Genomic DNA, 21,533 nt, shown 5'->3' on the forward strand with positions numbered 1-21,533 from the left:
CCGGGAAGTACACTCCCTAAGTTGGGTAGTTTGGGAATACTTTTTGCAAAGGTGGTATCGCCACCCATGATGACCATTTCTTTTTGTACGTTGATTCTATCAAGAACAAAATATGCAAGCATCATCTAATTCCTATAATTATCTACTGGGAAGGAGAGCCTGCGGTCAAGAAACAGTGATGGTTTAACGATAGCCCTAATAAAATAACGATACCAAATAAATCAACGATAGCCTCATCACCAAAATCTCAGAAATGCAAAAAGGCCCGCCGCTGGTTTGGAAATTTATCCGGCCAGCGGCGGGCTTTTGATTAACAATGCTGGAAAAACGGCCATTTTAGGCGGGTTTGGGCGAAAATAAAGGACATTTATCCTGATACTCTTTGTATCAAAATAAATGTCCTTAGATGTGAACGCACGACCAAAAAGATATTTTTGGCAAATTGGTGGGTGTATCTGAACTCTCAAACTACACACAATCCGCTTAACAAAAGTAATGTGTCAAGATATTTTGTAGCTGCTCTCTATCACGTACTTCTACCTGAACCTCATTCAATGTTTCTGCAATTGATAAACGAATTTTTTCTTTTACAGTTGCATCTTTTGAAATTTCATCTAATACATGTCGGCGAAGACCCAACAACCAGGCTGGTTGGAACTTATGAAAGTCAAACTCTCGGTAGAGGTAATAAAAATCAAAGGAATCCGCATACCCCAGAAATTCCGAAAAATTTTTGGGGAGAACCTTTATGAAACACCAATATCCAACTTGGTTCAGTTCTTCAAAAGGATCTCTTTGGGGATACATCACGAAGCCTGAATCTTCCGATTTTTTAAGATTCTTTTCTAAAGTTGCAGCCAGATACTCTTTTAACAACTGAATAGTATTTGAAGTTATCTTTGCCTCACTCATAATCAACATCTTGAACAAGTCGAATCGAAACTTTTCAGTCAGCTTTCGTTGAATCCATGAGATGACTCGCTTTTGTTGATATGCAGAAATATATGTCCAGTAGTATTCTACTATGTGGGGCATCAATTCAGGTAAATCAAGTTTAATGATTTGGGTAATACGTCTAGACAGTTTTTTAGACGGACATGCGGAATCCGAAACCGTGCTATAATAGGCCAAATTATAATAACTGATTGAACTAGAACCAGAAAAAAAGTTAAAGTTCTTTTTCTCTTTTAAGGCAGCAATGTGTGAATCAATGTAGTAAAGTAGTTTATCTTCGATAACTTTAGCTGTAATACCGCTATGTTTTTTCCTTTTACTGACCTGAGAATCTAAAAAACGCACCTTATCATCAATTAAAATCTCGCGGAACTCATGTTTTAGAATAAAAACGCAAAGCCTGTTTACTAAGGGCTGGGATATCTCCATATATCGCAACAAAGTAAGACAGGTTTTGATTTGACCTTGCAAAAACAAGACATCAAGATTGTTTAAGGATTTTTCAATGGCTATTTCATAGTATTCGAGAAGGTTAAATACGGCATTTTCAATAGCTTCCACATTCCGAAATTCTATTGTCTGTATATGATATTTTTGAAACGCTTCTACGAGTTCTTTACCCTTGAAGAATTCAAGGAAACAGTAAAAGTCTATATCATCAAAAGCAATGCGTCCCTGTCCAATTGGAGGAAACAGCTGATTATGCAATAGAGTTTCAGTTTGAGTAGAATACTTATATAAAAGGAAGGTCATCAACTGCTTAATGGTATTTTTATATTCCTCAAATTCATCCACAATTAGATGGTTTCCTAGGAAGAAATGTAGAGATTCGTTTATTCTGCAAGTAACTTTTTCACCGCTTGTTAACCCAAATTCCAGCGAATGTGAATCTATTGCTTTTCTCAGTTTTTCAGCATCAAGAGATGCTTGATATGATTCTTTATAGAAAAGATTGACGGAATGCAAATCTTTCAAAAAATCATACTGTTTTTGAAATGTAATAGGCAACTTCTCAAAGATGTGCTCTGTATCATTATTAGGAGCATAGGCATTAATCTGCTCCATATCGTAACATCCATAAATTGAATTGAGATGATTGATAATTCTATATAGACGCAATCGGTTCACTTCAGCAAAATAATGAAGTAGATAGTTTTTTGATTTAAATGCTTCATTGCCTATTTGAGAAAGCAGAAAAAAGGCATCATCATATTTTTTGAGACGGGAGAGGTAAAATGCTTTTAGATAATTCCTATATTGATCCTTATATCTTTTCCTTGTGAAAGAATACATCTGTTTGTAGTCTAAAGCAAGGCAAAGAGGATCTGCAAAAACAAAAGAAGATTTTTCTTCTACAAAATTAATCATTTGGTGCTTGTTCAAAATCACATTAATATTTGCTTTTGAAAAAACTTCTAAAATAAGCTGGAATTTTTCTTTAATGGGATCTGCTAAAGAGTCGAATTCATCTTGGGCAAGAGAGCATAAAGTAAAGAAGTATTTAATGGCTGGAGTTTCATTTGGTGGAGAAGCTATTACCCCATTTTCATGTATCAGGACATTGTTGGAAAGTGCAGTTACTATATCCCTGATGCGAAGTGCAGGCAACAGATTAAGAGGTTTAAGCAATTCATAAGTCACTTCAAATGATTCTTCTTCCGTTTTTCCTTCATATGTCAAGTCCGCTGACTTGTTTATAGCCTCAATAACAGATAAATATCTGGGGAGGTAATCATCAAAACGCTTTCCCAATTTCTCATATTCAATGACGCACAGCCCTCTTGACTGCTGATACAGCAGATCTTCATGGCCTAAAGACTTCGTGTCCGTATAAATAAAAATTGGTTTATTGAAATTATCCTTCAAAAGCGTTTTGGCCCAATTCAAAATCAATTTGATATTGTAATCATTTAGCCCATATCCGATAAAAACCACCGTATTTGTTGAGAAAATAGATTTAAGAAGCGTTTCAATTAGTTTGAAGTTTTCACTATAGTTTAAATAGTCCTCTTCTTTAAATACAATATTTCTATGCTTAATATCACCGTGGACTTTAAGGATGAATCTATCTCCATTAATACCAGACACCTCACTGTCACAGGCAATTGATTTGAAACTTTGGCAGTACTGTATTGCCGCATCTTCCAGCAGTTCGTCAAAGTTAGTTGTTACAAATGAACTTGGGTTCAATTTAAGCAGCTCTCTATGTACCACATTTGGGAGAAGAGAGGAAGTAATGAGATGCTTTTCCAAAAAGTTGTAATAGGTCGTTTCGCTTTTATTGATATAGTAATAAAACATCTGAGGAATTCGCAGATAATCATCTGATGAATCTGGTTTCTGAATCTTCTGCCCCATTTTTTTGCATATAGATTCTATCAGTGTATTCCATGTTGGAGCGTTTGATAAAGCTGAGACACCAGCTCCCACAAAGAAAGTTAGAGAATTATTCCTAGATGCATCAATTATTTGCTTAAATTCGCTTTCATACACGAGTAAACCCTCCATTTGAAATCTTTATTGCTTTCTATCAGAGTGTACAATGAGACAGTATAGTTTCAACGCGTTGTTTTTTTCTGCCGTTCATCAAAAAGCGTCACAGTATAAATGACAGCGTTATTGATATAAATATAGAAATCACTTTTTATTCTGCTTTTTGCTAATTTGGCTGTAAAAGGCACTTTTGAATTTGATATACAATTAAAAATTATTAACGCAATTTACCTATTAGTGCATAGCGAAATTTGATATCATTCCACATCTCAAAATCACAAGCAATGAAGGGGTGAGCTGCAGTGCCACCAGCCTTTCCCCGCTTAGAGATAATCCCAACAGCATTTACCCTTTCAATCCATCTGGCAGGAGTCAAGGTATATGAAGGAGAGCGAACATCTACAAGTAATTGCTGAAACGCCTGTTCATCAAAGTTGCAATTGTTCTCTCTTTCCCACTGGCCTAAGAATGCAATCGTATTCCTACTGCGAAGCCAGCTTTAAATCACATAGCTTGGGGTCTCTGGATTAAAGCGCTTTGCGATATCTGTCAGTGAAATATAATCATCTGTGGGATACAATACTTTTCTACAACCGCTTGAAGTTGTTGCTTCTCTTTCGGATCGTGAATGTTGGCCTCTCCACGGTTAATAAGTTCAAAGATTCGATCCCGTATAAACTCCAAATCCTTCGCTTTGAGCAGTGATTTTTCACTTAGCCTCTTGGCATACTCATCCCTCGTTATCGCGTAGGCCCGTAATAGTTCAGATTGACTTGCTCGTTCCATTCTTTATCGTCCTCAATATTCCGATTGGGATTTCTGCACCGGCTAGATTTCATTTCTTCTGCAGCAAAGTAAGTGGCGTGGTCAATAATGCCAAACGTGTACTTATAGTTGTTCAGTAGCTTATTCAATACATCCCGGCTCCACACCGCTCTCCCAGACGGAGAAGGAATACCTTGCGTGCGCAAATGTTCTTGAATTTTCTCCAAACTGTTTCCTGACAGGCATAGGCTAAATATCTCCCGCACGATTTCGGCCTCCTGCTCAACTATTTCTATCCGCTTGTTCTTGTCACGCCGAAAGCCATAACATACCTTGCCAAAAATCTTTGATTCCAACGGGGACAACTTCACGAGTATCTTCCTTTCTTACATTATAGTGGGTCGCTCGAGTGTTTTCAAGTAGAACCTACATATTAGTGGTATTAATTTTTCTTTCTATCTCTACTGAACATGATTATTAGTGACTTATCAGGCGCTTCCTATAGATTAAAGAACACAAAAAGCGCGGATTATGATATTATCCCACGCTTTTTGTTTCATCTTATAGCATTTTGGAGCATAAAAAAGGAGGCAAAAGCCTCTAAAATGCCTTTGTCTCCTTTTGTGAACCCACGACCAAAAAGATATTTTCGCCCAATCGGTGTGCGTATCCGAACCCTCACATCAAACTGGTATCGTTTGCTCAACCTCCAACCCTCCCGCAAAAATCACCTTAATCTTCTCCTTGGATTCCACCACCACGCACTCCAACACCTGCCGCACCAGCCGGTCATCGTACTCCATGGGGTGGTTCTCCAGCCCATCCAGGATAGTAAAAATTTCATCCAGCCTGGACTCTGCATTCTCTTTTTCCTGCTGTGCATTGTCAAGTCGAGCCAACTGTTGCTCCAAGCTGTTTTTCTCAGCCATGAGCGCTGTGGCCTGCTGCTCATCGAATTCCTCAACTGTGTCGGTAGCTATAGCCTGGAGCATAGCCTTGAACTCGGCATCGATTTCTGCTATCCTTATCTGGATATCCAAGCTGTTATCTTCGCCATCATCATTCTTTAGCCCCATGCCGATATGCAGTTTCAAGGTGCCCAGCACATCGGAACTCTGCTTTGCCGTGCACATGATCGCTGCCATGACAGCCTCCTGCAACACTGTTTCTTCCATGGTAGGCGAGTGGTGGCAATATTTCTTGCCGAAGTCCAGCCTATTGATGCACCGCCAGACCGGTTTCTTTTCTCCCTTAACCGTCCAGGTGCATCGGCGATAGGGGGTACCACACTCGCCACAGACCAGGAGTTCCGTCAAAGCATATTTACTTGAATACCGGCCCTGCTCGGTCTTGGTGCCTTTTTGCTTGACCTTCCGCTTGCCTGTGCGCTTGGCCAGTTCTTCCTGCACTCTGGCGAAAGTGGCAGGGTCGATAATGGCGGGGTGATTGTTTTCTACATAATACTTGGGCCGGGCCTGCCCATCATTGCGCTTGACCTTCTTGCTCAGACAGTCTACAACGTAAGTTTTATTGAGAATGGCATCGCCTTTGTATCGTTCATTTTGCAAGATCGAGCATACCGTAGAGCGGTGCCATTTTCCTTGACCGCCGGGGGTAGGAGCGCCTATATTGTCCAACATTTCTACAATCCCCCTCATACTGTCCCCGGCCAAAAACCGCGCATAAATCATTTTGACGATTTCAGCTTCTTCAGGGTCGATTTCAGGTTTTCCATCTTCACCGCGCCGATAGCCGAGGAAGTTTTTATAGTGGAACGGCACTTTGCCCTCTTTGGCACTCTGGTTTTTACCCCAGATAACATTGGCACTGATATTTTCGGATTCGCTTTGAGCGATGCTGCCGTAAATCGTGATATAAAACTCCGCCCCAGGCTGGGTGCTGTGAATGTTCTGTTCCTCAAAGAAAATGTCCACGCCGATATCTTTGAGCATACGCACATACTTTAACACGTCAGCCGTATTCCGGGCAAACCGGCTGATTGATTTCGTAATAATCATGTCGATTTTGCCGCGCCTGCACTGCTTGATCATCTTGTTAAACTCATCGCGCTTTTTAGTGCTGGTGCCGGAGAGTCCCCGATCCGCAAAGATGCCCACAAAGGCCCATTTTGGCTCGCTTCTAATTTTTTCGGTGTAGTACCTTACTTGCACGTCATAACTGTTTAATTGCTCCTCCTGGGCCGTAGAAACGCGGCAGTAGGCGGCTACCCGGAGCTGCCGGTGTGCCTGCTTGATTTCTTCAGCGATGTCAATCTTGGCAGGAATTTTCCGCACCACTTTTTTCGGCATTTCCATGGTCTGTTGCATTTTCATCATCCTTCCTGACTGTCTGTCCATTTAATAAATTGATACTTACTGTGCTGTCTTTAGTAAGCTGGATTTCTTGTACCACTCTCTTAAAAAGCGTCAGTGAAAAAGTTGAAAGCGGTTCCGCATCTGCGAGAACCGCTTTCAATCTATGTGCTGTATATGGAGCGGAATCGATGTCCGCATATTTTAGGGAGACACTTTCCAGCATCTTTTTTCTCAGAGCATTTTTATCATAATCTACCGTATCCAGTGTCCGAGCGATTTCGTTCTCAGCTTTGCGGACCTGTACACTCTGCTCATATTCTGAATCGGCGGGAATTAACACTAACTCAGGGTTGACAATCGCCCGGTTTAGCAGTACAGTTATATCATCCAGCAGGGCGCTGTCGGCCTTGTGAATCGCTGTGCGACAGGTGGAACATATCCATCGCTGCTGGCATCTCTTGAATCGGCTATCATGCCGTCTAACCATCTCTTTGCCACACTCTGGACAGATTACCGGTACATCTATATGGAAAATTTCAGAAGTGCGGTCAGTGCTATGCTGGGTATTTTTTAGAGATTTCATTTCAATCATGGTCTGGTGAGTGCCCTCGTCAATGATAGCCGGAAAGCCGCCCTTGCCGATGTACCGCTCATCTTCTATCAATCGCATGATGCGGGATTTGTTCCAGCCGGTGACGCCAGTCTGATACGCGATATTTTCATCGTTCAGGCGGTTGGCAATTTCCAGCAGGGAAAGGCCGTTTTGATACTCGCTGAAAATGCGATTCAACACAACAGCCTCTTGCGGCTGGATAGTTATCGCGCCGTTCCGATACTGATACCCAAACGGAATATTCCTCTTTTTCATGCCGTGCGACACCTCGCATTCTCAGGGATTTGCTCCGTAAAGGCCAGCCCGGCGACGAGATGAAAGGTCAGCCGGGAGTTATCCACGACCGTGATACTCTGGACAATTTCCTCGAATAACGCTTGGCTAAATGGTGTACCCGGCACATATCCGGCCAGGGTATCGTCCAGTGATTTCAGCGTATATATCAGCTCATCGTCCTCATCCTCTGCCAGTGCCTTTTTGCGGTCAAGCCGCAAGGCATTGATCTTGTTGCTGATTACCGAGGACTGAGCGGCAAAGTCGGTGGCGTTCAGTACGCCGTTGGTATGGAGCCGGGCAACTACCAGATTTTGTGCACTCAAATCAGCTATCTGTTTATCTATCTGCCGTATCTTATCCTGGCTATCGCCGCTACGATTCTGCATTATCTCCAACTGTTGAATAAGCGTACTCAGCAGGTCTTGCCGATGGGAGGCCAGCTTATCTGCCATCAAGCAGAAGGTGTCAAACACAGCATTTTCTCTGATACGCCTACTTTTGCAATCTGTGGCACCAGCGGCCTTGCCGCTACATAGCCAGTAGGCGGTACCATTTAAGAGCAGTCTGCGGAATGTCCGGCCGCACTCGGGACAGCGAAGAACGCCAGTTAGGAGATGCACACCTTCACGCTTGTGGCTAACATTCCGGGATTTTTGCAGTTCTTGTGCCGCCAGATACACTTCCTTACTGACAATGGGCGGGTTACTGTTCTCCACATAATACTGCGGCATTTCTCCGCGATTCTTTTTCTTTCTGAATGGCAGGGTGTCCGTAGTAAACTTCTTTTGCAGGAGCGCATCGCCCATATACCGTTCGTTGTTTATCAGGTAATTGATGGTGTTATGATACCATTTCTTCTGCGCATACCGGCGGGGGACACCCTCCGCATTGAGGATATTGGCGATGTTCTGTTTGCCGATGCCTTGCAAGTACAAATCGAAAATGCGGCGAATAACAACCGCCTCATCCTCTTTGACCACAAGTTGGCCATCGACCAAATCGTACCCATACGCTGGGGCACAGCAGTTGAACTCGCCGGACTCCATACGCATTTGATAGCTCCTTCGAAGGTGGTCGGAGATGTTCACGCTTTCCTGCTGGGCAGCCATGCCGGGGAAAGTCACCAGCATTTCCATGTTCATTTTGTCGCTGTCGATACCCTGTTCCTCGAAGAAGATGCTCACGCCTAACTCTTTCAAGGTGCGCAGGGCTACCAGCAGTTCCTGGGTATTTCGTGCAAACCGCGATACCGACTTTGTGATTACCCGGTCGATTTTACCCAGTTTACAGTCACGGATGAGCCGATTCTGCTCATCACGCTTTTTCATGTCCGTGCCGCTCAAGCCCTCGTCTGCATATACGTCCACCAGCTTGTACTGCGGATTCTTGCGCTCATAATCCTTGTAGTAGCGAATTTGAGCGGCAAAGGAGTGTAGCTGATCAGCGGATTTGCTGGACACCCGGCAGTAGGCGGCAAGCCGGATAACTTCGGGTTTTTGCGGTTCCCGGCTGATGTCGGTTACAGTCATTTGCACCATTCCTTTCTTTGACTTTTCGCCTTTTGGCACCACCAACAATACCACAAGAGTTCACATACATCCAGCACAAACGGCCAGAGTTTTCACTTCAGACATATATTTTTTCTGCGCCGTAGTGTGCGGCGCTTATCTGCAAAATGCGCTCATATTCCTCCTGGGTGATGAGCTGCATTTTCAGCAGTAGGCGGAGCATATTCACGCTATAAATGAAAGCTGAATTATTGATATCCATTCACAACAATCCTTCCATATATTTGATTCCAAAGCTGACGATGATGGCATGATCCACCCGGCCCATAGCGGATTTATCCAACTTGCCACTATACCGAATCAACCTGCATTTATCAATGGTTCGTATCTGCTCCAACAGGACAACTGACTCCACATCCAGCCCTTCTGCGTGAACAATGACGTGAGTGGGCAGTTTGGCTTTATCTGACTTGCTGGTGATAGCCGCCACGATGGTGGTGGGGCTGAACTTGTTGCCGGTGTCATTCTGAATGACGAGGACAGGGCGTGTGCCGTCCTGTTCGCTGCCCACAACGGGCGATAGGTCAGCGTAATAAATTTCGCCGCGCTTGACTTGTTTCATATTTCCCTCCGTAAGTAGAAGAGGGCAGGCAAAGAGCGCACTGCCCCCTTGTATCAATCGTTTTGCGTGTCCATATTTGTTCTCAACATCCCTGGACAGGGAGCGCACCTTCCGGCCTATGCCTACGAGATGCTTTGCATCTCGGCCTCATTGGAATCTCACCACCCCCAGGATCTCTGCGGGGCGCCCTCCTTTGCTGCGACGGGTCACGCTCGGCTTTAGGACTGGACGCAAGTATCATTATCCCTTCTGCCGGTCATCGCCGTCGGTAGGTGTGCATCCTGCCGTCTGAGCCTGGATGCGTATAGTTAACGCTATTACGTTAATTATTGGCGTCCGCTCATGTAGCTGCCGCTCCTCACGGCGGCAGAAGGAAAGTAAAAGGTGCGCTGGGTATTCGATTTTCAAAGAGCAGGGAGGGTATAAGAATGACCCCTCACTTTCCAAGCCGAAAAGATGAGGGGTCTATGCGCAAAAATTTTAAATTTTAATGAGAAATTTCAATTTCTCAACTATTTTGCTGATTTTGCGGCACACATTGGACTGGTTGATGCCTAGGATCTTGGCAAGATCAACTTGGGAAAACCCTTGTTGGAAATGCAGCCTTATCAGTTCCTGTTCATCTACTGGCAGTTGTAGGGCGGCCTTGCGGAGCTTGTCCAGCAAGACGTTCTTTTCCGCCTGTCCTGCCGTGTCTGCTACCGTGTCTACCAGGATATCCTCGCCGTTGAACTCGTCCGTAGTGAGCATATCGTAGGAGAAGTCGCCGTTGTCCCTGGAACGTTCGTTCAAATATTTCTGACGGCGCTTGTCCTTGTAAAATGCTTTGTACTCGTCCTCTGGCACCTCCATCAACATACCGTGCAGGGATATGAACCGTCTGCTTTGATATGTATCTCTCTGCTGGCAAAACTCAGCATAACTGAGCTCCAGGTAAGTTTTGCCGTCTAAGACGAACACTTTCTTTGGTGTATATTCCACCGTGATTCCTCCAATCAATCTGTTTTGGGTTGACAAAACGATTGATTGGGGGCGGGCCACGGCAACCTGTCGAAACAAGCAAGCCCACATTGCAGAAAGTACCCATCTGAAAAGACAGACCGATACCCTCCGCAATGTGGGCAGAAGAACAGAAACCTAAAAACCACTTGCTAAAAGTGAGTTTTAGAACACATAAACTGAGCCACAGCTCACTTACGTGGGTGCGGCTCATGAGTATCTACCTATTTAGGCGCTGTGGAAACAGTGCCTTTTTATATTTTGCGGACGTTTTTCTAAAAGCAATTTCTGGATTTGGACAAGCATTTGACGTTTCACACCTTTCTAACTGAGTTATAACTCAGTTGAAGTAAGCTATTAGGGTATTTATACGAAGGCTTGCATATACTAAAATAAAGCTGAGGTGAGACAAAGTGCAGAGTCCTGTTGATTCTTTTGGAGAGGCCGTGCGGGTAGAGCGGGCACGGCGAAGACTGACGCAAAGGCAGCTTGGGGAATTGCTGCACTTAAGCGAGCGGACAGTTATGTCTGTTGAGCTGGCGCGGACGAATTCCAGGCTTGAAACAGTTGCGATTCTTGCGCAAGGTTTGGATATAAGCCTGGACGCCATCGTGTTCCCGGATAAAAAGCGGGAATATTTACCCCAAAGTGTGGAAGACTTTTTTTCGGGGAAATCCGAAAGCGAAATTCAGAAGTACATTTCATTGTGCCAGTATGTTGAATCGATGATGGCGGAAGAAAAGGGTAAAAAATAGACAGAGCCAGTCAACTTGATCCGAAAATCAAGGCACTGGCTCTGCGCATAGGTAGAGATACGCTCTACTGCGTCTGGCTCTCGCTTTTATCTTCTTTTATTGTCCGCACGTTAAACCTCTTTGCATTAATAAGGCTTTCGCGTCTACACTTAGGGCAGTAAAGTGGAAAATTGTTCAGTACAGTATTCTCTCTAAGTTTTGTGTGAGTTTTCTTGCCACACTTCGGACATATCACCCAGTTGGATGTCTGCATTGTGCCATCTAACACCTCCAAATAATTTTTTGCTTATTCATCGATTTTCACCAACTGATACTCCCGGCTGCCCAGCCCAATCCCAGCGGCGTGTTCCAGAGTATGCAGCCCATTGCGGCTCTCTATGCGCCGGACAAGAGAAGCACCTTCGCTGTCTTTTTCGGCGTACACCAAGTCAACGCAAGCTTGGTCGAGAGCTACCGGATCAGTTGAAGCTAAGATGCCGACATCGTGCATATCCGGCTCGGCAGGGTTGCCGTCGCAGTCGCAGTCAACAGACAGGCGGTTCATCACGTTGATATAGACGATTTTTTCGCCATTATCCAGGTAATCAGAGACGGACTTCCCAGCCTCTGCCATGCTCTCCAGGAACGCATCCTGTTCGCTGCCCCACATACTGCCGCCTGTACCACCGCTGTGGATATGTGCCTTGCCCTGAGACGATGCCAATCCAATAGAGATGTTTTTTATAGCACCACCAAAACCTGCCATGGAGTGGCCCTTGAAGTGAGACAGTACCAGGTAGCTGTCATAATCATCAAAAGCCGCGCCCACATAGTTTTCGGTGAGCCTTGTGCCGCCAGTGACAGGCAGGGTCATGGAGCCGTTTTCATCCTGGATCTGGAAGTCTGCTATTGCCGTAAAGCCGTGGTCTTCCGCCACCTGGTAGTGCATAGCGGTCTGGGCGCGGGAACCGACATAGGCTGTGTTACATTCTACTATCGTGCCGTCAACCTCTTTGACCACATCGGCAATCAACTCGGGCCGCAGATAGTTGCTGGCAGGAGGTTCGCCGGTGGAGAGTTTCACGGCAACCTTGCCAGTGGGCATCCAGCCCAGTGCTTCATAGACTGCCATCATGCCTTCCGGACTGATATCTGTGGTCATGTAAACCAGCGGTTCTCCCGAGGGGCCGGGCGTTTCGGAGGGGGCCGGTGAGGGGGATTCGGATGGCACAGGGAAAGGAGACTGGGAGGGGCCAGGTGCTCCCGTGGTCAGATAATTGTGGAGGATGACCGCCACCTGGGCGCGGGTTGCCGTACCCTTGGGGTTGAAACGATTGTTTCCGACACCGCTGACGATGCTGTTAGCCCTGGCCCAATCAACGGCACTGCCCGCATATGTACTGATGCTGGATTCATCGGCAAAATCGGGCGCGGCAGCCGCAGGGCTGCCCTCACACCGCCAGAGTATGGTAACGATCTGCTCCCGTGTTACCGGGTCATTGGAACCAAACACTCGGTTGCCATAGCCGCTTATGTAGCCGTGGTCACTGGCCCATTTTGCGGCGTTGTTGTAATAGGCATCGGCGGGGACGTCGGAGAAATCTGCCAGGCCGGCCACTTCCGGACTGCCTGCCGAGCGGTACAAAACTGTTGCCAGCATAGCGCGGCTCATGGTCATGTTCGGCGAAAATGCGGTTGACGATGTGCCTGCCATGATATTGTTTTCCCTGCACCAGTTGACCTCTTCGGTGTACCATGTATTTGAAGGCACATCCGTAAACTCGGCGGATCCTGCCGCTAGGGTGGGTATCATCAGGCCGATAACCAGAGCGCACAGCAGCACTCCTGCTATGATTTTCTTTATCCTTTTCACACTTTCACTTCCTTTCAATTTCATACAATCAGGTTCACCGCCAAACCTGTCACCAGTGAAAACGCCATGACAAAAGCAATGTACAGCGCGAACTGCTTCACTCCCAGCACGATTTTTACCGCGCCCAGGTTCGTGATTTTCGTGGACGGCCCGGTAAGCATGAACGCGGCCGCGCTTCCCATAGACATTCCATCTGATAGCCAGGCTTTCAGTAAAGGAATTGTCCCACCCCCGCAGGCATAGAGCGGCACACCGATCGTTGCCGCTGTCAGCACCCCGAAGGCTTCGTTGCCGCCGAAAAGGGTAGTCATGGCTTCGCCGGGGACGTAGCGTTGGAACACCGCAGAGAGGACGATGCCAATCAGAAAGTACAGCCCGGTGGTCTTGACGTTGCGGCCCAAGTTCTTGAGAAAGCGTACGAACAGGTTAGGGTCGGTGTGGTGGCTTTTGGGGTTGGCAAAACCGGTAAAGTTAAAGAATTCCTTGTCTTTGTAGAAGGACCGTACCAGCAGCCCGGCAACTATCCCACACAAAAAGCAGGACACAATACGGACAACCAGAGCTGTTGGCCCCAGAGCCATGCTATAAATAATTAACTGTGGGTTGAGTAGGATAGAACTCATCATAAACGCTGCCAGCCAGTCATCGGATATGCCGTAGCGGGAAAAGCTGGCCGCAAGAGGTATCGTCCCATACATACACAGTGGCGAGGCGATGCCCAAAATGCTGGCGGGTACTACGCCGAACGCACCCAGCTTTTTATCTGTCAGGCCGCGCACGGCGTCGTGGATCTTCTCTTTGGCAAACACAGAGATCGCTGACCCCAGCACCATGCCCAGCACCCAGTACCAGAAAATCTGCCGGAGTTGCAGGTCAAAATAGTACCAAAGGTATATCAGTTCTCTTTGCAGGATCTCAATCAAACTTTACTCACCTCCATGGTATCATTGGGTCGATTTCTCTTGTAAAACAAAACAGAAATCATACTTTTCTTCCGGCGAAAATATCTCAAAATAAGTCTCTTCCAGCGGAATCCACATGGACTTAAAAGCCACCAATATCTCAGTGCCGCTCCGGGCCTCAATACGTCTAAGCTGTTCCTCCGGCTTCATATCCAGGAAAACGCGCACATCATAATAGTCCCAAAGCGCCGGGTGGCAGCTATAATTCTGTTCTACATTTACACCGAAAATGTAATTTCCACATCCCCCTCCCCCAGAATATCCTTAAGCTGCTGCTGGGTAACACCCTGCACCTTCCCCAGCCGGGTAAAATTCCAGGTATTCACATCATAGTAAACAGTGATGGAGTTGCCCTGATACAAAATGATATCCCCCGGCTCGGTGGTGATCTGCTGATTGTTCTCCGGCAGGCTGGTGGGCAGCGGACCGACCTTTTCAAAATTGCCATAATCGCTCATCTGCACGGTGACCGGCCCCTCTTGAAGCAACTCCGCAAAAGCCTGGGCGGAAGTATTGTCCGCCAGCTTCGCCGTCAAATTCTGTTCCCCAATCTGCAAGTTTATCATGTCGTTTTCCTCCTGTTCTTCTGTTGTAATCACGGATGTTTGCGATTTCTCCGGCTCATCGGAACCGGGCGCGATCTGCACGATCTTATTCCCCCAGCCCTCCAGCACCGGGTTTTCCTCCACCGCCCGGACAAAATCCTCCGTGGCGTCAAAATAGCCTACCGGGGTATATTCGCCGCTCACCTGGGCGTTGCCGTAAAACAGCACGATGCGGTTCGGCTCGGAGTAGTAGACCTCCCCGGCCTTTTCGCTGGCGATTTTCTCCGGATTTGAGGGGATCTCATAGCGGCTGGGGATATCGTAATACTGCATGACCTCGCTGTTTTCAAAGTCATCGTAGTGGTAGATGGGCAGCCGCCAGTCGGCAGTACCCACGTGCCGGGCGATGGCCGCGGCGGTGTCGTTGTCGTAGAGGTGCATGGTAAAGGGAGCGCCCTGGTCGCCAAAGCGGACGGTAAGCGTGGTGGCGCTTGCGGTTTCCGGGGCAGATTCTGGGGCGCTCTCTGGCTGGCTCTCCATGACGGAAGAATCCGGAACCGCTGTTGAAACCGGAGCAGAGCTTGTGTCCCCTGTTTGTGAACACCCTGCCGCAATTAAAGCACAGAGGGTCAGGCAAATAAAGACAAGAACTTTTTTCATGTTGATTTTCCTTTCCAATAAATTATTCGTTTATCAGGCTTGTTATGGCCACACGCTTGATTTTCCCCGCCGCCAGCCATGCAAACCCGGCGAACAGCAGGGTCACGGCCAGAACCGGCAGCAGGGTGCCGCCAAAGCTTACGCCGGAGGCAAAATTATTGATGCCCGCCAACTTCATCACTGCGGAGACAAGACGGTCGCTCAGCGCCGCCGAGAGTACCGTCCCTGCCAATGAGCCGATCAGCGCCGTCACCCCGAAACGTAGGGCAAAGGCCAGCCGCTGGACAGAATCGGCAAAGCCTATGGCTTTATAGATGGCAATGTCCCTCTGTTCTGCCGACAGGACGCGCCCGCCGGTCAGCACCGTGACCACAAGAATAAACACCGCTGTGGTAATGTACATCGCCGCCACCAGCGCCCGCATAGCCGCGATAATGCCGAACAGCCCCGGCCAGGTATTTTCGTGAACATGGACATCCCCGCCGAACCTTTCTTCCAGCGCTTGGGTGATGGCGGCTTTCTGGCTGGGGTCGCTGAGAAAATAGTGCCAGCACCAGATGCGCGGGTCGTCCCGGCCTATTTTCAGGTAGCCCGCTTGGCTCAGTCCCACATTCGCCCCCATATCGTTGGCACAGGAATAGATGCCGCTGACAGTGTACTCGCCGCCTGCCAGGTCGCCCCGGACAGTGACCATATCGCCGATATCCACGCCCAAATCGCTTGCCACAAACTCGGTCAGAACGATTTCGTTACCGCCCGTGCAGGCGCGGCCCTCCAAAATATGAAAGCGCTCCGGCTCCGAAATGGCGTTGGCAGTGTAGTCCACGCCATTTACGCTGACACTGGGCATGGCCAGCAGGTAAGTGTCGGTGATACCGCTGTACTGCTGCACAATATCTTCGACGCTGTCTATGGTGGATTCGCCGAACATCTGCACTCCCAGGTCATGGTCGGCAGGGTTGAAAGCGTCCATCATGCCCTTGCCATCCGGGCCGAGCCAGGCGTCCATGCGGCCAATCATGGCGGCGAAAAAGGAGAGCAGGGCCGCCACAGCCAGCGCACCCAGATACATTTTGCGTCCGGTCAAAAGCTGCCGGAGGGCCAGCCTCAAGGGGAGGGTTTTTTCAGTAATTTGCACGGCTGGCTTTCCGCTTGAGTCTGATGTTTCCATTTCCCCACGAATCGCCCTCATAGGGCTGACTTTTCCGATTTTCCCGGCCCGCCAGTAAATAAACCCGCCCAGCAGGAGCAGTATCCCGCCAAAGCTGACCGCCAGCCAGCTTACAGGGAGAACAGCAGGTATCTTCAAGCCGGTGGTAGTCACAGTGGCACTGCTGACCGCAGAGCTGATGGGGGCAGTCAGAATCAAACCCAGCGCTGATCCTGCCAAGACTGCCGCGCCGTATTGCGCCAGCAGTACTAGGCGTAGGTCTGTGGTGGTAAGTCCAACCGTTTTGAGGATGCCCATATTCTTGTACTCGGCGCGTATGTTGGCGGAAATGCTGTGCCCCGCCACCGCCAAAACCGCCATAAGCAGCACGGCGGCAAAGGCCAGGAACAGCGCGGAAAAGGCGTTTTGCAGCACCAGCATGAAACCGGAGATTGCTTCCCGGCTGTGAGTGAACTCCACAAAATTCGCAAGGCCGGTGTGCTCATTCAAAATGGCGTTCAGCTGGGCGGTGGGCAGATCATCCCAGGGGAAAATGTGGAGCATGGAGCCCTGGCGGGCCAGCGCATCAATGCCCGAACTTGCGATGGTATCCAGCGCAGCCTGATAGTCGCTCTCACAGACGAGAAAGCCCTTCATGCCGATCATGCTGCTTCCCATCACCGGGGCTTCAAAAAAGCCTGCTACCTTCAGAACCATATCCCGCCCGGAGCGGGCGATGGGGAAAGTGATCTCGTCTCCGATACCCAGCCCGAACATGGACACCAGCGAGGGGGAAACGTATACTTCTCCAGGCCGGATACTCTCGGGCGCGGGCTGATAGCCGGATAGATCGTCGGTGAAAAAACGGTAGCGTTCACGCTCCGGCTCATATAGGATGAGCTGCCCTTCGCTGTCTGATTCCTGCTCCAGGGCGGTGTAATTCGTGAATACTAACCGCTGGGTTTCCACTCTGTCTATCTCGTCCAGAGCGGTTATCTCTGCCGCCAGGCTTTCCGTATCTGCCCCGCCGGATATCCAGGCGGTCAACTCACCAAAGCCCGCCTGGGTCAATCCGGCTTCCTCATGGGCAGCGGCATTGGCCCACAGGGTCAGCACCGTGCCGGTGACGGCGGCAATCAATGCTATCAGCAGGAATATACCACAAAGTGTACCCTGGTGGCGTTTCAGCCCGGCACGTATCAGAATCTGTTTCTCCATGCTTACCACCCCAACTTCGAAAGCCAACTGCTGACTTGGTTTTCGCGTCCTTTTTCTTCTGTGCGGTAGCGGGGAAGCACTAATTCGTCCAAGATTTTCCCATCCTCCAAATAGAGCAGCCGGTTCCCGCGCAGCGCCGCCCGCAGGCCGTGGGTGACCATGAGGACGCTCTGTCCCTGGGCGTTCAATTCGGTCAGCAGGTTCATGACCTCCTGGCTGTTCGCTTTGTTCAGCGCCCCGGTGGGCTCGTCGGCAAAGAGCAGGGTGGGGCTGTTTATCATAGCCCGGGCTATGGCGGCCCGCTGGGCTTCGCCGCCGGAGACCTGGCTGGGCAGGCGGCTTTCCGCGTCCCCAACGTGCATCTGCTCCAGCAGGGCATGGGTGCGGGTGTTTACATCAGCAGATTTTCCTGCGTACCCGGCAACCGCCACATTCTCAAAGAGGGTCAGATTGCTTACCAGGTGGGTCTGCTGGAACACGAAGCCGAACTCCTTGGCCCGCAGCTCCGCCATCTTCTTCTCGCTCAGACCGGTAATGGGCTGATTCCTGAAGAACACTTCGCCGCCGGTCAGACTGTCCATACCGCTTAAGCAGTACAGCAGGGTAGATTTTCCAGCGCCGGAACTGCCCATGATTACGGTGAAATCTCCGGCGTAAATATCCACGTCGATTCCTTGCAAAACCGAAGTGCCGCCAAAATTTTTTGTCAGGCTCTTGCCCCTGAGAATCGTATCCTTCATCCTGCGACCCGCCACCTTTCTGCGTCTTTTTTCACGATAAGCTGTTTCTTGCCGGTGCGCGGGTCAGGGAGAATTTCCTCCACAAATGTCACCTGGAACCGAACATATTCCAGCCCCTTTTCTTCCAGAATCCCCCGCATCTGCGCGGTTAGTTCCGTTTGAATCACGCTTTCCGTCCCCTGAGAGGTTTTCTCCGCTATCATGACAAAGCTGTCCCTACTGGTCTGCAAGAACTGATAATCCCGCAGGCCTTCCACGCAGAAGCCCTCGATGGCGAGGGGATGGAGGAAATCCCGGTGGCCGAAGCCATCTTCAAACCAGAGCATATCCTCACAGCGGCCCAATAGCCCAACGGCGTGGGTGAAGGGGCTGCCTTTCACCCGTTCAGCCAATGTCAAAGAATCGGAAATCCTATAGCGAATAAGTGGCTGGGCAAAGTTATAGAGGCTGGTCAGATACATTTCGCCGTCTATTACCTCCACCACGTTCAGGTCGTCAAACAGGAGCATCCCGTTGCCATCGTCCACCCCCAGGGCCAGGGATTCGCTGGCGCCGTACACATTGATGACCGCCCCGCCCAGCACTTTCTCCAGATATCGGCGCAGGCCCGCGCCCAGAGGCTCTCCGCAGGAGATCACCCGCATGGCGGACAGTTTCACCCGGCCCTGCTCCACCAGTTCGCCTAAAATCTTGATTGCTGATGGGTAGCCGATGATGATGTCGGGCTTGAACTTGTTCAGCTCCGCCACCCACTGCTCCAAAGGCTGCTTGATGTCCAGGTGTATCTGAGCGGCCCCTACTCCATCGATGCCATCTCCAACCGCCATAGCCCCGCCGTAGCGCCCATCTGTGGCGGCAATATAGGCGATGCGCGGCCCTGCTCCCAGCAGTTTTATGATCTCTTTCATGGACATCCCCCACAGCGCTGCCCGGATGATGCCCAACAGCATAGTTCGCCATGCCGCCTCGCCATACACAAAATAGCCGGGCTTTCCGGTGCTGCCGGAGGAGTGAACCACATGGTACTTGCCTTTGTAAGCTCTCCTGTCGGCGGCGGTTTCGGCGTCAAAACGGCGCAGTTCGTCTTGGGTCAGGTCTGGGACGGTGATGAGCTGGTCAAAATTTTGCAGCAGCATTTGTTTGTCCATGACAGGGAACGCTGACAGTGGCGCAGTGCGGATATTACTCTCGTCAATTCCAGCCCTTACGAAAGCCCGGTGATAATAGCTTGAGTGCCGGAAAGCGTAGACCAGCATTTTCCGCAGCTTTTTGGCCTGGTACTTTTTCATCCGAGCCGGGGTCATGCGCTTGTGACGCTTTAATTTTGCCAATTCAATCAACAATTTCAATCTGCTCAATATACGCCCCCCTAATCTAGCTGAAAGGTATAATTTTCCGCATAATTTTCCCGATGATAGTACCGGGCGGTCAAATTCCCCAAATCAAAAACCACGCTCCACTCGGTGGACTCGAACTCGCCGAAATTATCTTTGCTGACACTGTTCAGCGCGTCACGAACTCCATCGGTGGTCATGGTATCGTAGGCGGCAAGTGTTTCCATCAAAATGTCGTACCGTTCGCGTGACTGGCTTGTACCGATACCATTCTTTTCCCCTTCTGCCAGGTAGAAATTGGTGACAACCGGGGTCTCTACGACCACCATCTCATTGTTGATGTATTCCACCACCACGCTGCGGCCCGTATTGTCGGCAATCGCAAGGTGCATCATGTAGCCCATGGAGGCGTGCATATCGTACTGGCCCAGCAAGTCGATCGTCTCGTCCACTGTGGCAGCTTTGTCCAGCAGCAGACGGATAGCGGTGGTGGTAGTCAGGCCCGGTTTGCCGGTATTTTGGCCGATAGTGTCGCTGTCCTGGATCATGTTGACGGACACCGCCAAGCCCTTTTCGTTCATGCCGTCCAGGGGCGCATATAAGCAGATAAGCGCTTGATACTTATACGGGAGTTGGGACAAGTCCACGCCGCTCATGGTGATGAAATCCGTGTTGACGGTGGAGATGGATTTGTACCCGATTTCCGGGGCGGAATGGACGATCATGGCGTTGCAGGGTTCCCAATCGAAGTTGCGGCCAAAGAGATAGCCGCCCTCAGTATTCTGAACAGAAATCGTACTGCACCCAAAGAGCAGGTCGCCCAAAGAGATATTCTCTTTCACCAGGGAGGTGAGGTATCCGGCAACCTCGCCGTCAGAGGCCGCGCCGCCTTGGGACAGAAACTCGTCAAAGCCGGAATCGCCCTCAAAGCGGATGGTGGAGAGGCCGTCCTCCAGCTGTGTGACTTCCGAGGCGGGGACAGTGATGGGTTCCGCTGCCGCAGAATCGCCGGAATCAGTTGGGACTAAACTGTTTTCAGATTGCGACGGTCTGCTTGCATTTGCGGAACAGGCGGCAAGCCCGAGAAGCAATGGTATCAAGAGAAATAATCGTAAAACTCGCATTCTGATTCTCCCTTCTCCGAAAGTTTGTAGATTCTGGCAACGGTATCCCGCGTGTGATCGTGGATCTCTTTTTCCAGGGTAAACCCAGCTTGCTGGAAAAGCTCCCCAAAAACCGGGTGATAGTACACGGCCCAAATATCCCGGTCACGTTTATTCTGACTTTCGATAAGCCGTTGTATCACCTTCTCGAATACTGGCTTTCCAAACGGATTGTAAAAGTAAAATACGTCGTAAGCGGCATAGCCGTCAAAGTCTGCGGCGTTTGCTTGGATACAGCCTACATTTAGCTGCAATTTGCGCATATTCTTACGGGCTATGTTCAATAGTCGTTCGTCCAAATCCAGGCCATCCATTTTTGCATACCCGAATTCTGCGGCTACCTTCATGCACATCCCCTTGCCGCAGCCCACATCCAGGAAAGCGGATTTGCTGGGTATTACCGGCACGGCTCCTAGTATGCGTTTCATATCATCCGCGTCGGTCATGCTGTAGCCGTGATATTCGGCTGTGTTCTTTTGCAAATCGCCCACATATACCATGCTGAAATCCAGACCACGCAGACGTTCACCGCAATAATTGATAAAAAATTTTGCCCATCTCTTTCCTCGAACAAAGAAATTGTAATTTCCCATAGATTCCTTTCCCTTT

At 49.0% G+C, this 21,533-nt stretch carries 18 protein-coding genes; 1 reads left to right on the forward strand and 17 read right to left on the reverse strand.

The genetic code is table 11. From position 1 onward, the window contains the following. Window positions 1-483: 483 nt before the first annotated feature. The 8 genes from U8U01_RS10355 to U8U01_RS10390 form a co-directional block, all read right to left on the reverse strand. Window positions 484-3,462, reverse strand: a complete 2,979-nt coding sequence (locus U8U01_RS10355) for an SIR2 family protein (RefSeq protein ID WP_322173952.1) — start codon at window positions 3,460-3,462, stop codon at window positions 484-486. 725 nt (window positions 3,463-4,187) lie between these two features. Further along, window positions 4,188-4,568 (reverse strand): recombinase family protein, encoded by a 381-nt coding sequence (locus U8U01_RS10360; RefSeq protein WP_304432778.1) that lies wholly within the window; start codon window positions 4,566-4,568, stop codon window positions 4,188-4,190. A 327-nt stretch (window positions 4,569-4,895) separates the two neighbouring features. Continuing rightward, on the reverse strand, window positions 4,896-6,539 hold the full coding sequence (locus U8U01_RS10365; protein WP_304432779.1) for a recombinase family protein: 1,644 nt from the start codon (window positions 6,537-6,539) through the stop codon (window positions 4,896-4,898). Next, a complete protein-coding gene (locus U8U01_RS10370; protein ID WP_322173955.1) occupies window positions 6,481-7,395 on the reverse strand; it encodes a recombinase family protein in 915 nt (304 codons plus the stop codon). Before U8U01_RS10370 ends, U8U01_RS10365 begins: the two co-directional genes overlap by 59 nt. Then, on the reverse strand, window positions 7,392-8,945 hold the full coding sequence (locus tag U8U01_RS10375) for a recombinase family protein (protein ID WP_322173957.1): 1,554 nt from the start codon (window positions 8,943-8,945) through the stop codon (window positions 7,392-7,394). Before U8U01_RS10375 ends, U8U01_RS10370 begins: the two co-directional genes overlap by 4 nt. A 97-nt stretch (window positions 8,946-9,042) precedes the next feature. Continuing rightward, window positions 9,043-9,186: an SHOCT domain-containing protein gene (locus U8U01_RS10380; RefSeq protein ID WP_322173959.1), complete on the reverse strand. Its 144-nt coding sequence runs from the start codon at window positions 9,184-9,186 to the stop codon at window positions 9,043-9,045. Beyond that, the gene (locus U8U01_RS10385; protein ID WP_322173961.1) at window positions 9,187-9,546 is read right to left on the reverse strand and encodes a type II toxin-antitoxin system PemK/MazF family toxin; all 360 of its coding nucleotides are present in this window, start codon (window positions 9,544-9,546) and stop codon (window positions 9,187-9,189) included. 480 nt (window positions 9,547-10,026) lie between these two features. Further along, window positions 10,027-10,527: a sigma-70 family RNA polymerase sigma factor gene (locus U8U01_RS10390; RefSeq protein WP_304432784.1), complete on the reverse strand. Its 501-nt coding sequence runs from the start codon at window positions 10,525-10,527 to the stop codon at window positions 10,027-10,029. 431 nt (window positions 10,528-10,958) lie between these two features. On the opposite strand from U8U01_RS10390, the gene U8U01_RS10395 reads away from it, so the two are divergent. After that, the gene (locus tag U8U01_RS10395) at window positions 10,959-11,300 is read left to right on the forward strand and encodes a helix-turn-helix domain-containing protein (protein ID WP_322173963.1); all 342 of its coding nucleotides are present in this window, start codon (window positions 10,959-10,961) and stop codon (window positions 11,298-11,300) included. Between the two features lie 64 nt (window positions 11,301-11,364). Here U8U01_RS10395 and U8U01_RS10400 read toward each other — a convergent pair whose 3' ends face one another. The 9 genes from U8U01_RS10400 to U8U01_RS10445 form a co-directional block, all read right to left on the reverse strand. Beyond that, window positions 11,365-11,553: a cysteine-rich KTR domain-containing protein gene (locus U8U01_RS10400; protein WP_304432809.1), complete on the reverse strand. Its 189-nt coding sequence runs from the start codon at window positions 11,551-11,553 to the stop codon at window positions 11,365-11,367. Window positions 11,554-11,586: 33 nt separating this feature from the next. Next, window positions 11,587-13,152, reverse strand: coding sequence for a DUF362 domain-containing protein (locus U8U01_RS17625; RefSeq protein WP_496196409.1), 1,566 nt, complete (start codon window positions 13,150-13,152; stop codon window positions 11,587-11,589). Between the two features lie 20 nt (window positions 13,153-13,172). Beyond that, window positions 13,173-14,075, reverse strand: coding sequence for a permease (locus U8U01_RS10415; protein WP_304432786.1), 903 nt, complete (start codon window positions 14,073-14,075; stop codon window positions 13,173-13,175). A 257-nt stretch (window positions 14,076-14,332) separates the two neighbouring features. After that, a complete protein-coding gene (locus tag U8U01_RS10420; RefSeq protein WP_322173965.1) occupies window positions 14,333-15,199 on the reverse strand; it encodes a cyclophilin-like fold protein in 867 nt (288 codons plus the stop codon). A gap of 142 nt (window positions 15,200-15,341) precedes the next feature. Then, window positions 15,342-17,687 (reverse strand): ABC transporter permease, encoded by a 2,346-nt coding sequence (locus U8U01_RS10425; RefSeq protein WP_322173967.1) that lies wholly within the window; start codon window positions 17,685-17,687, stop codon window positions 15,342-15,344. A 2-nt stretch (window positions 17,688-17,689) separates the two neighbouring features. After that, window positions 17,690-18,427, reverse strand: coding sequence for an ABC transporter ATP-binding protein (locus U8U01_RS10430; protein WP_304432789.1), 738 nt, complete (start codon window positions 18,425-18,427; stop codon window positions 17,690-17,692). Beyond that, complete coding sequence (locus U8U01_RS10435; RefSeq protein WP_304432790.1) at window positions 18,424-19,785, reverse strand: phenylacetate--CoA ligase family protein; 1,362 nt, start codon at window positions 19,783-19,785, stop codon at window positions 18,424-18,426. Before U8U01_RS10435 ends, U8U01_RS10430 begins: the two co-directional genes overlap by 4 nt. 11 nt (window positions 19,786-19,796) lie before the next feature. Then, the gene (locus U8U01_RS10440) at window positions 19,797-20,885 is read right to left on the reverse strand and encodes a carcinine hydrolase/isopenicillin-N N-acyltransferase family protein (RefSeq protein WP_304432791.1); all 1,089 of its coding nucleotides are present in this window, start codon (window positions 20,883-20,885) and stop codon (window positions 19,797-19,799) included. After that, the gene (locus tag U8U01_RS10445) at window positions 20,858-21,517 is read right to left on the reverse strand and encodes a class I SAM-dependent methyltransferase (protein WP_305117414.1); all 660 of its coding nucleotides are present in this window, start codon (window positions 21,515-21,517) and stop codon (window positions 20,858-20,860) included. The genes U8U01_RS10440 and U8U01_RS10445 overlap by 28 nt, the downstream gene beginning before the upstream one ends. Between the last annotated feature and the right edge of the window lie 16 nt (window positions 21,518-21,533).

Origin of the sequence: Acutalibacter caecimuris, assembly GCF_034335085.1 — a bacterium.
GTDB lineage: Bacteria > Bacillota > Clostridia > Oscillospirales > Acutalibacteraceae > Acutalibacter > Acutalibacter caecimuris.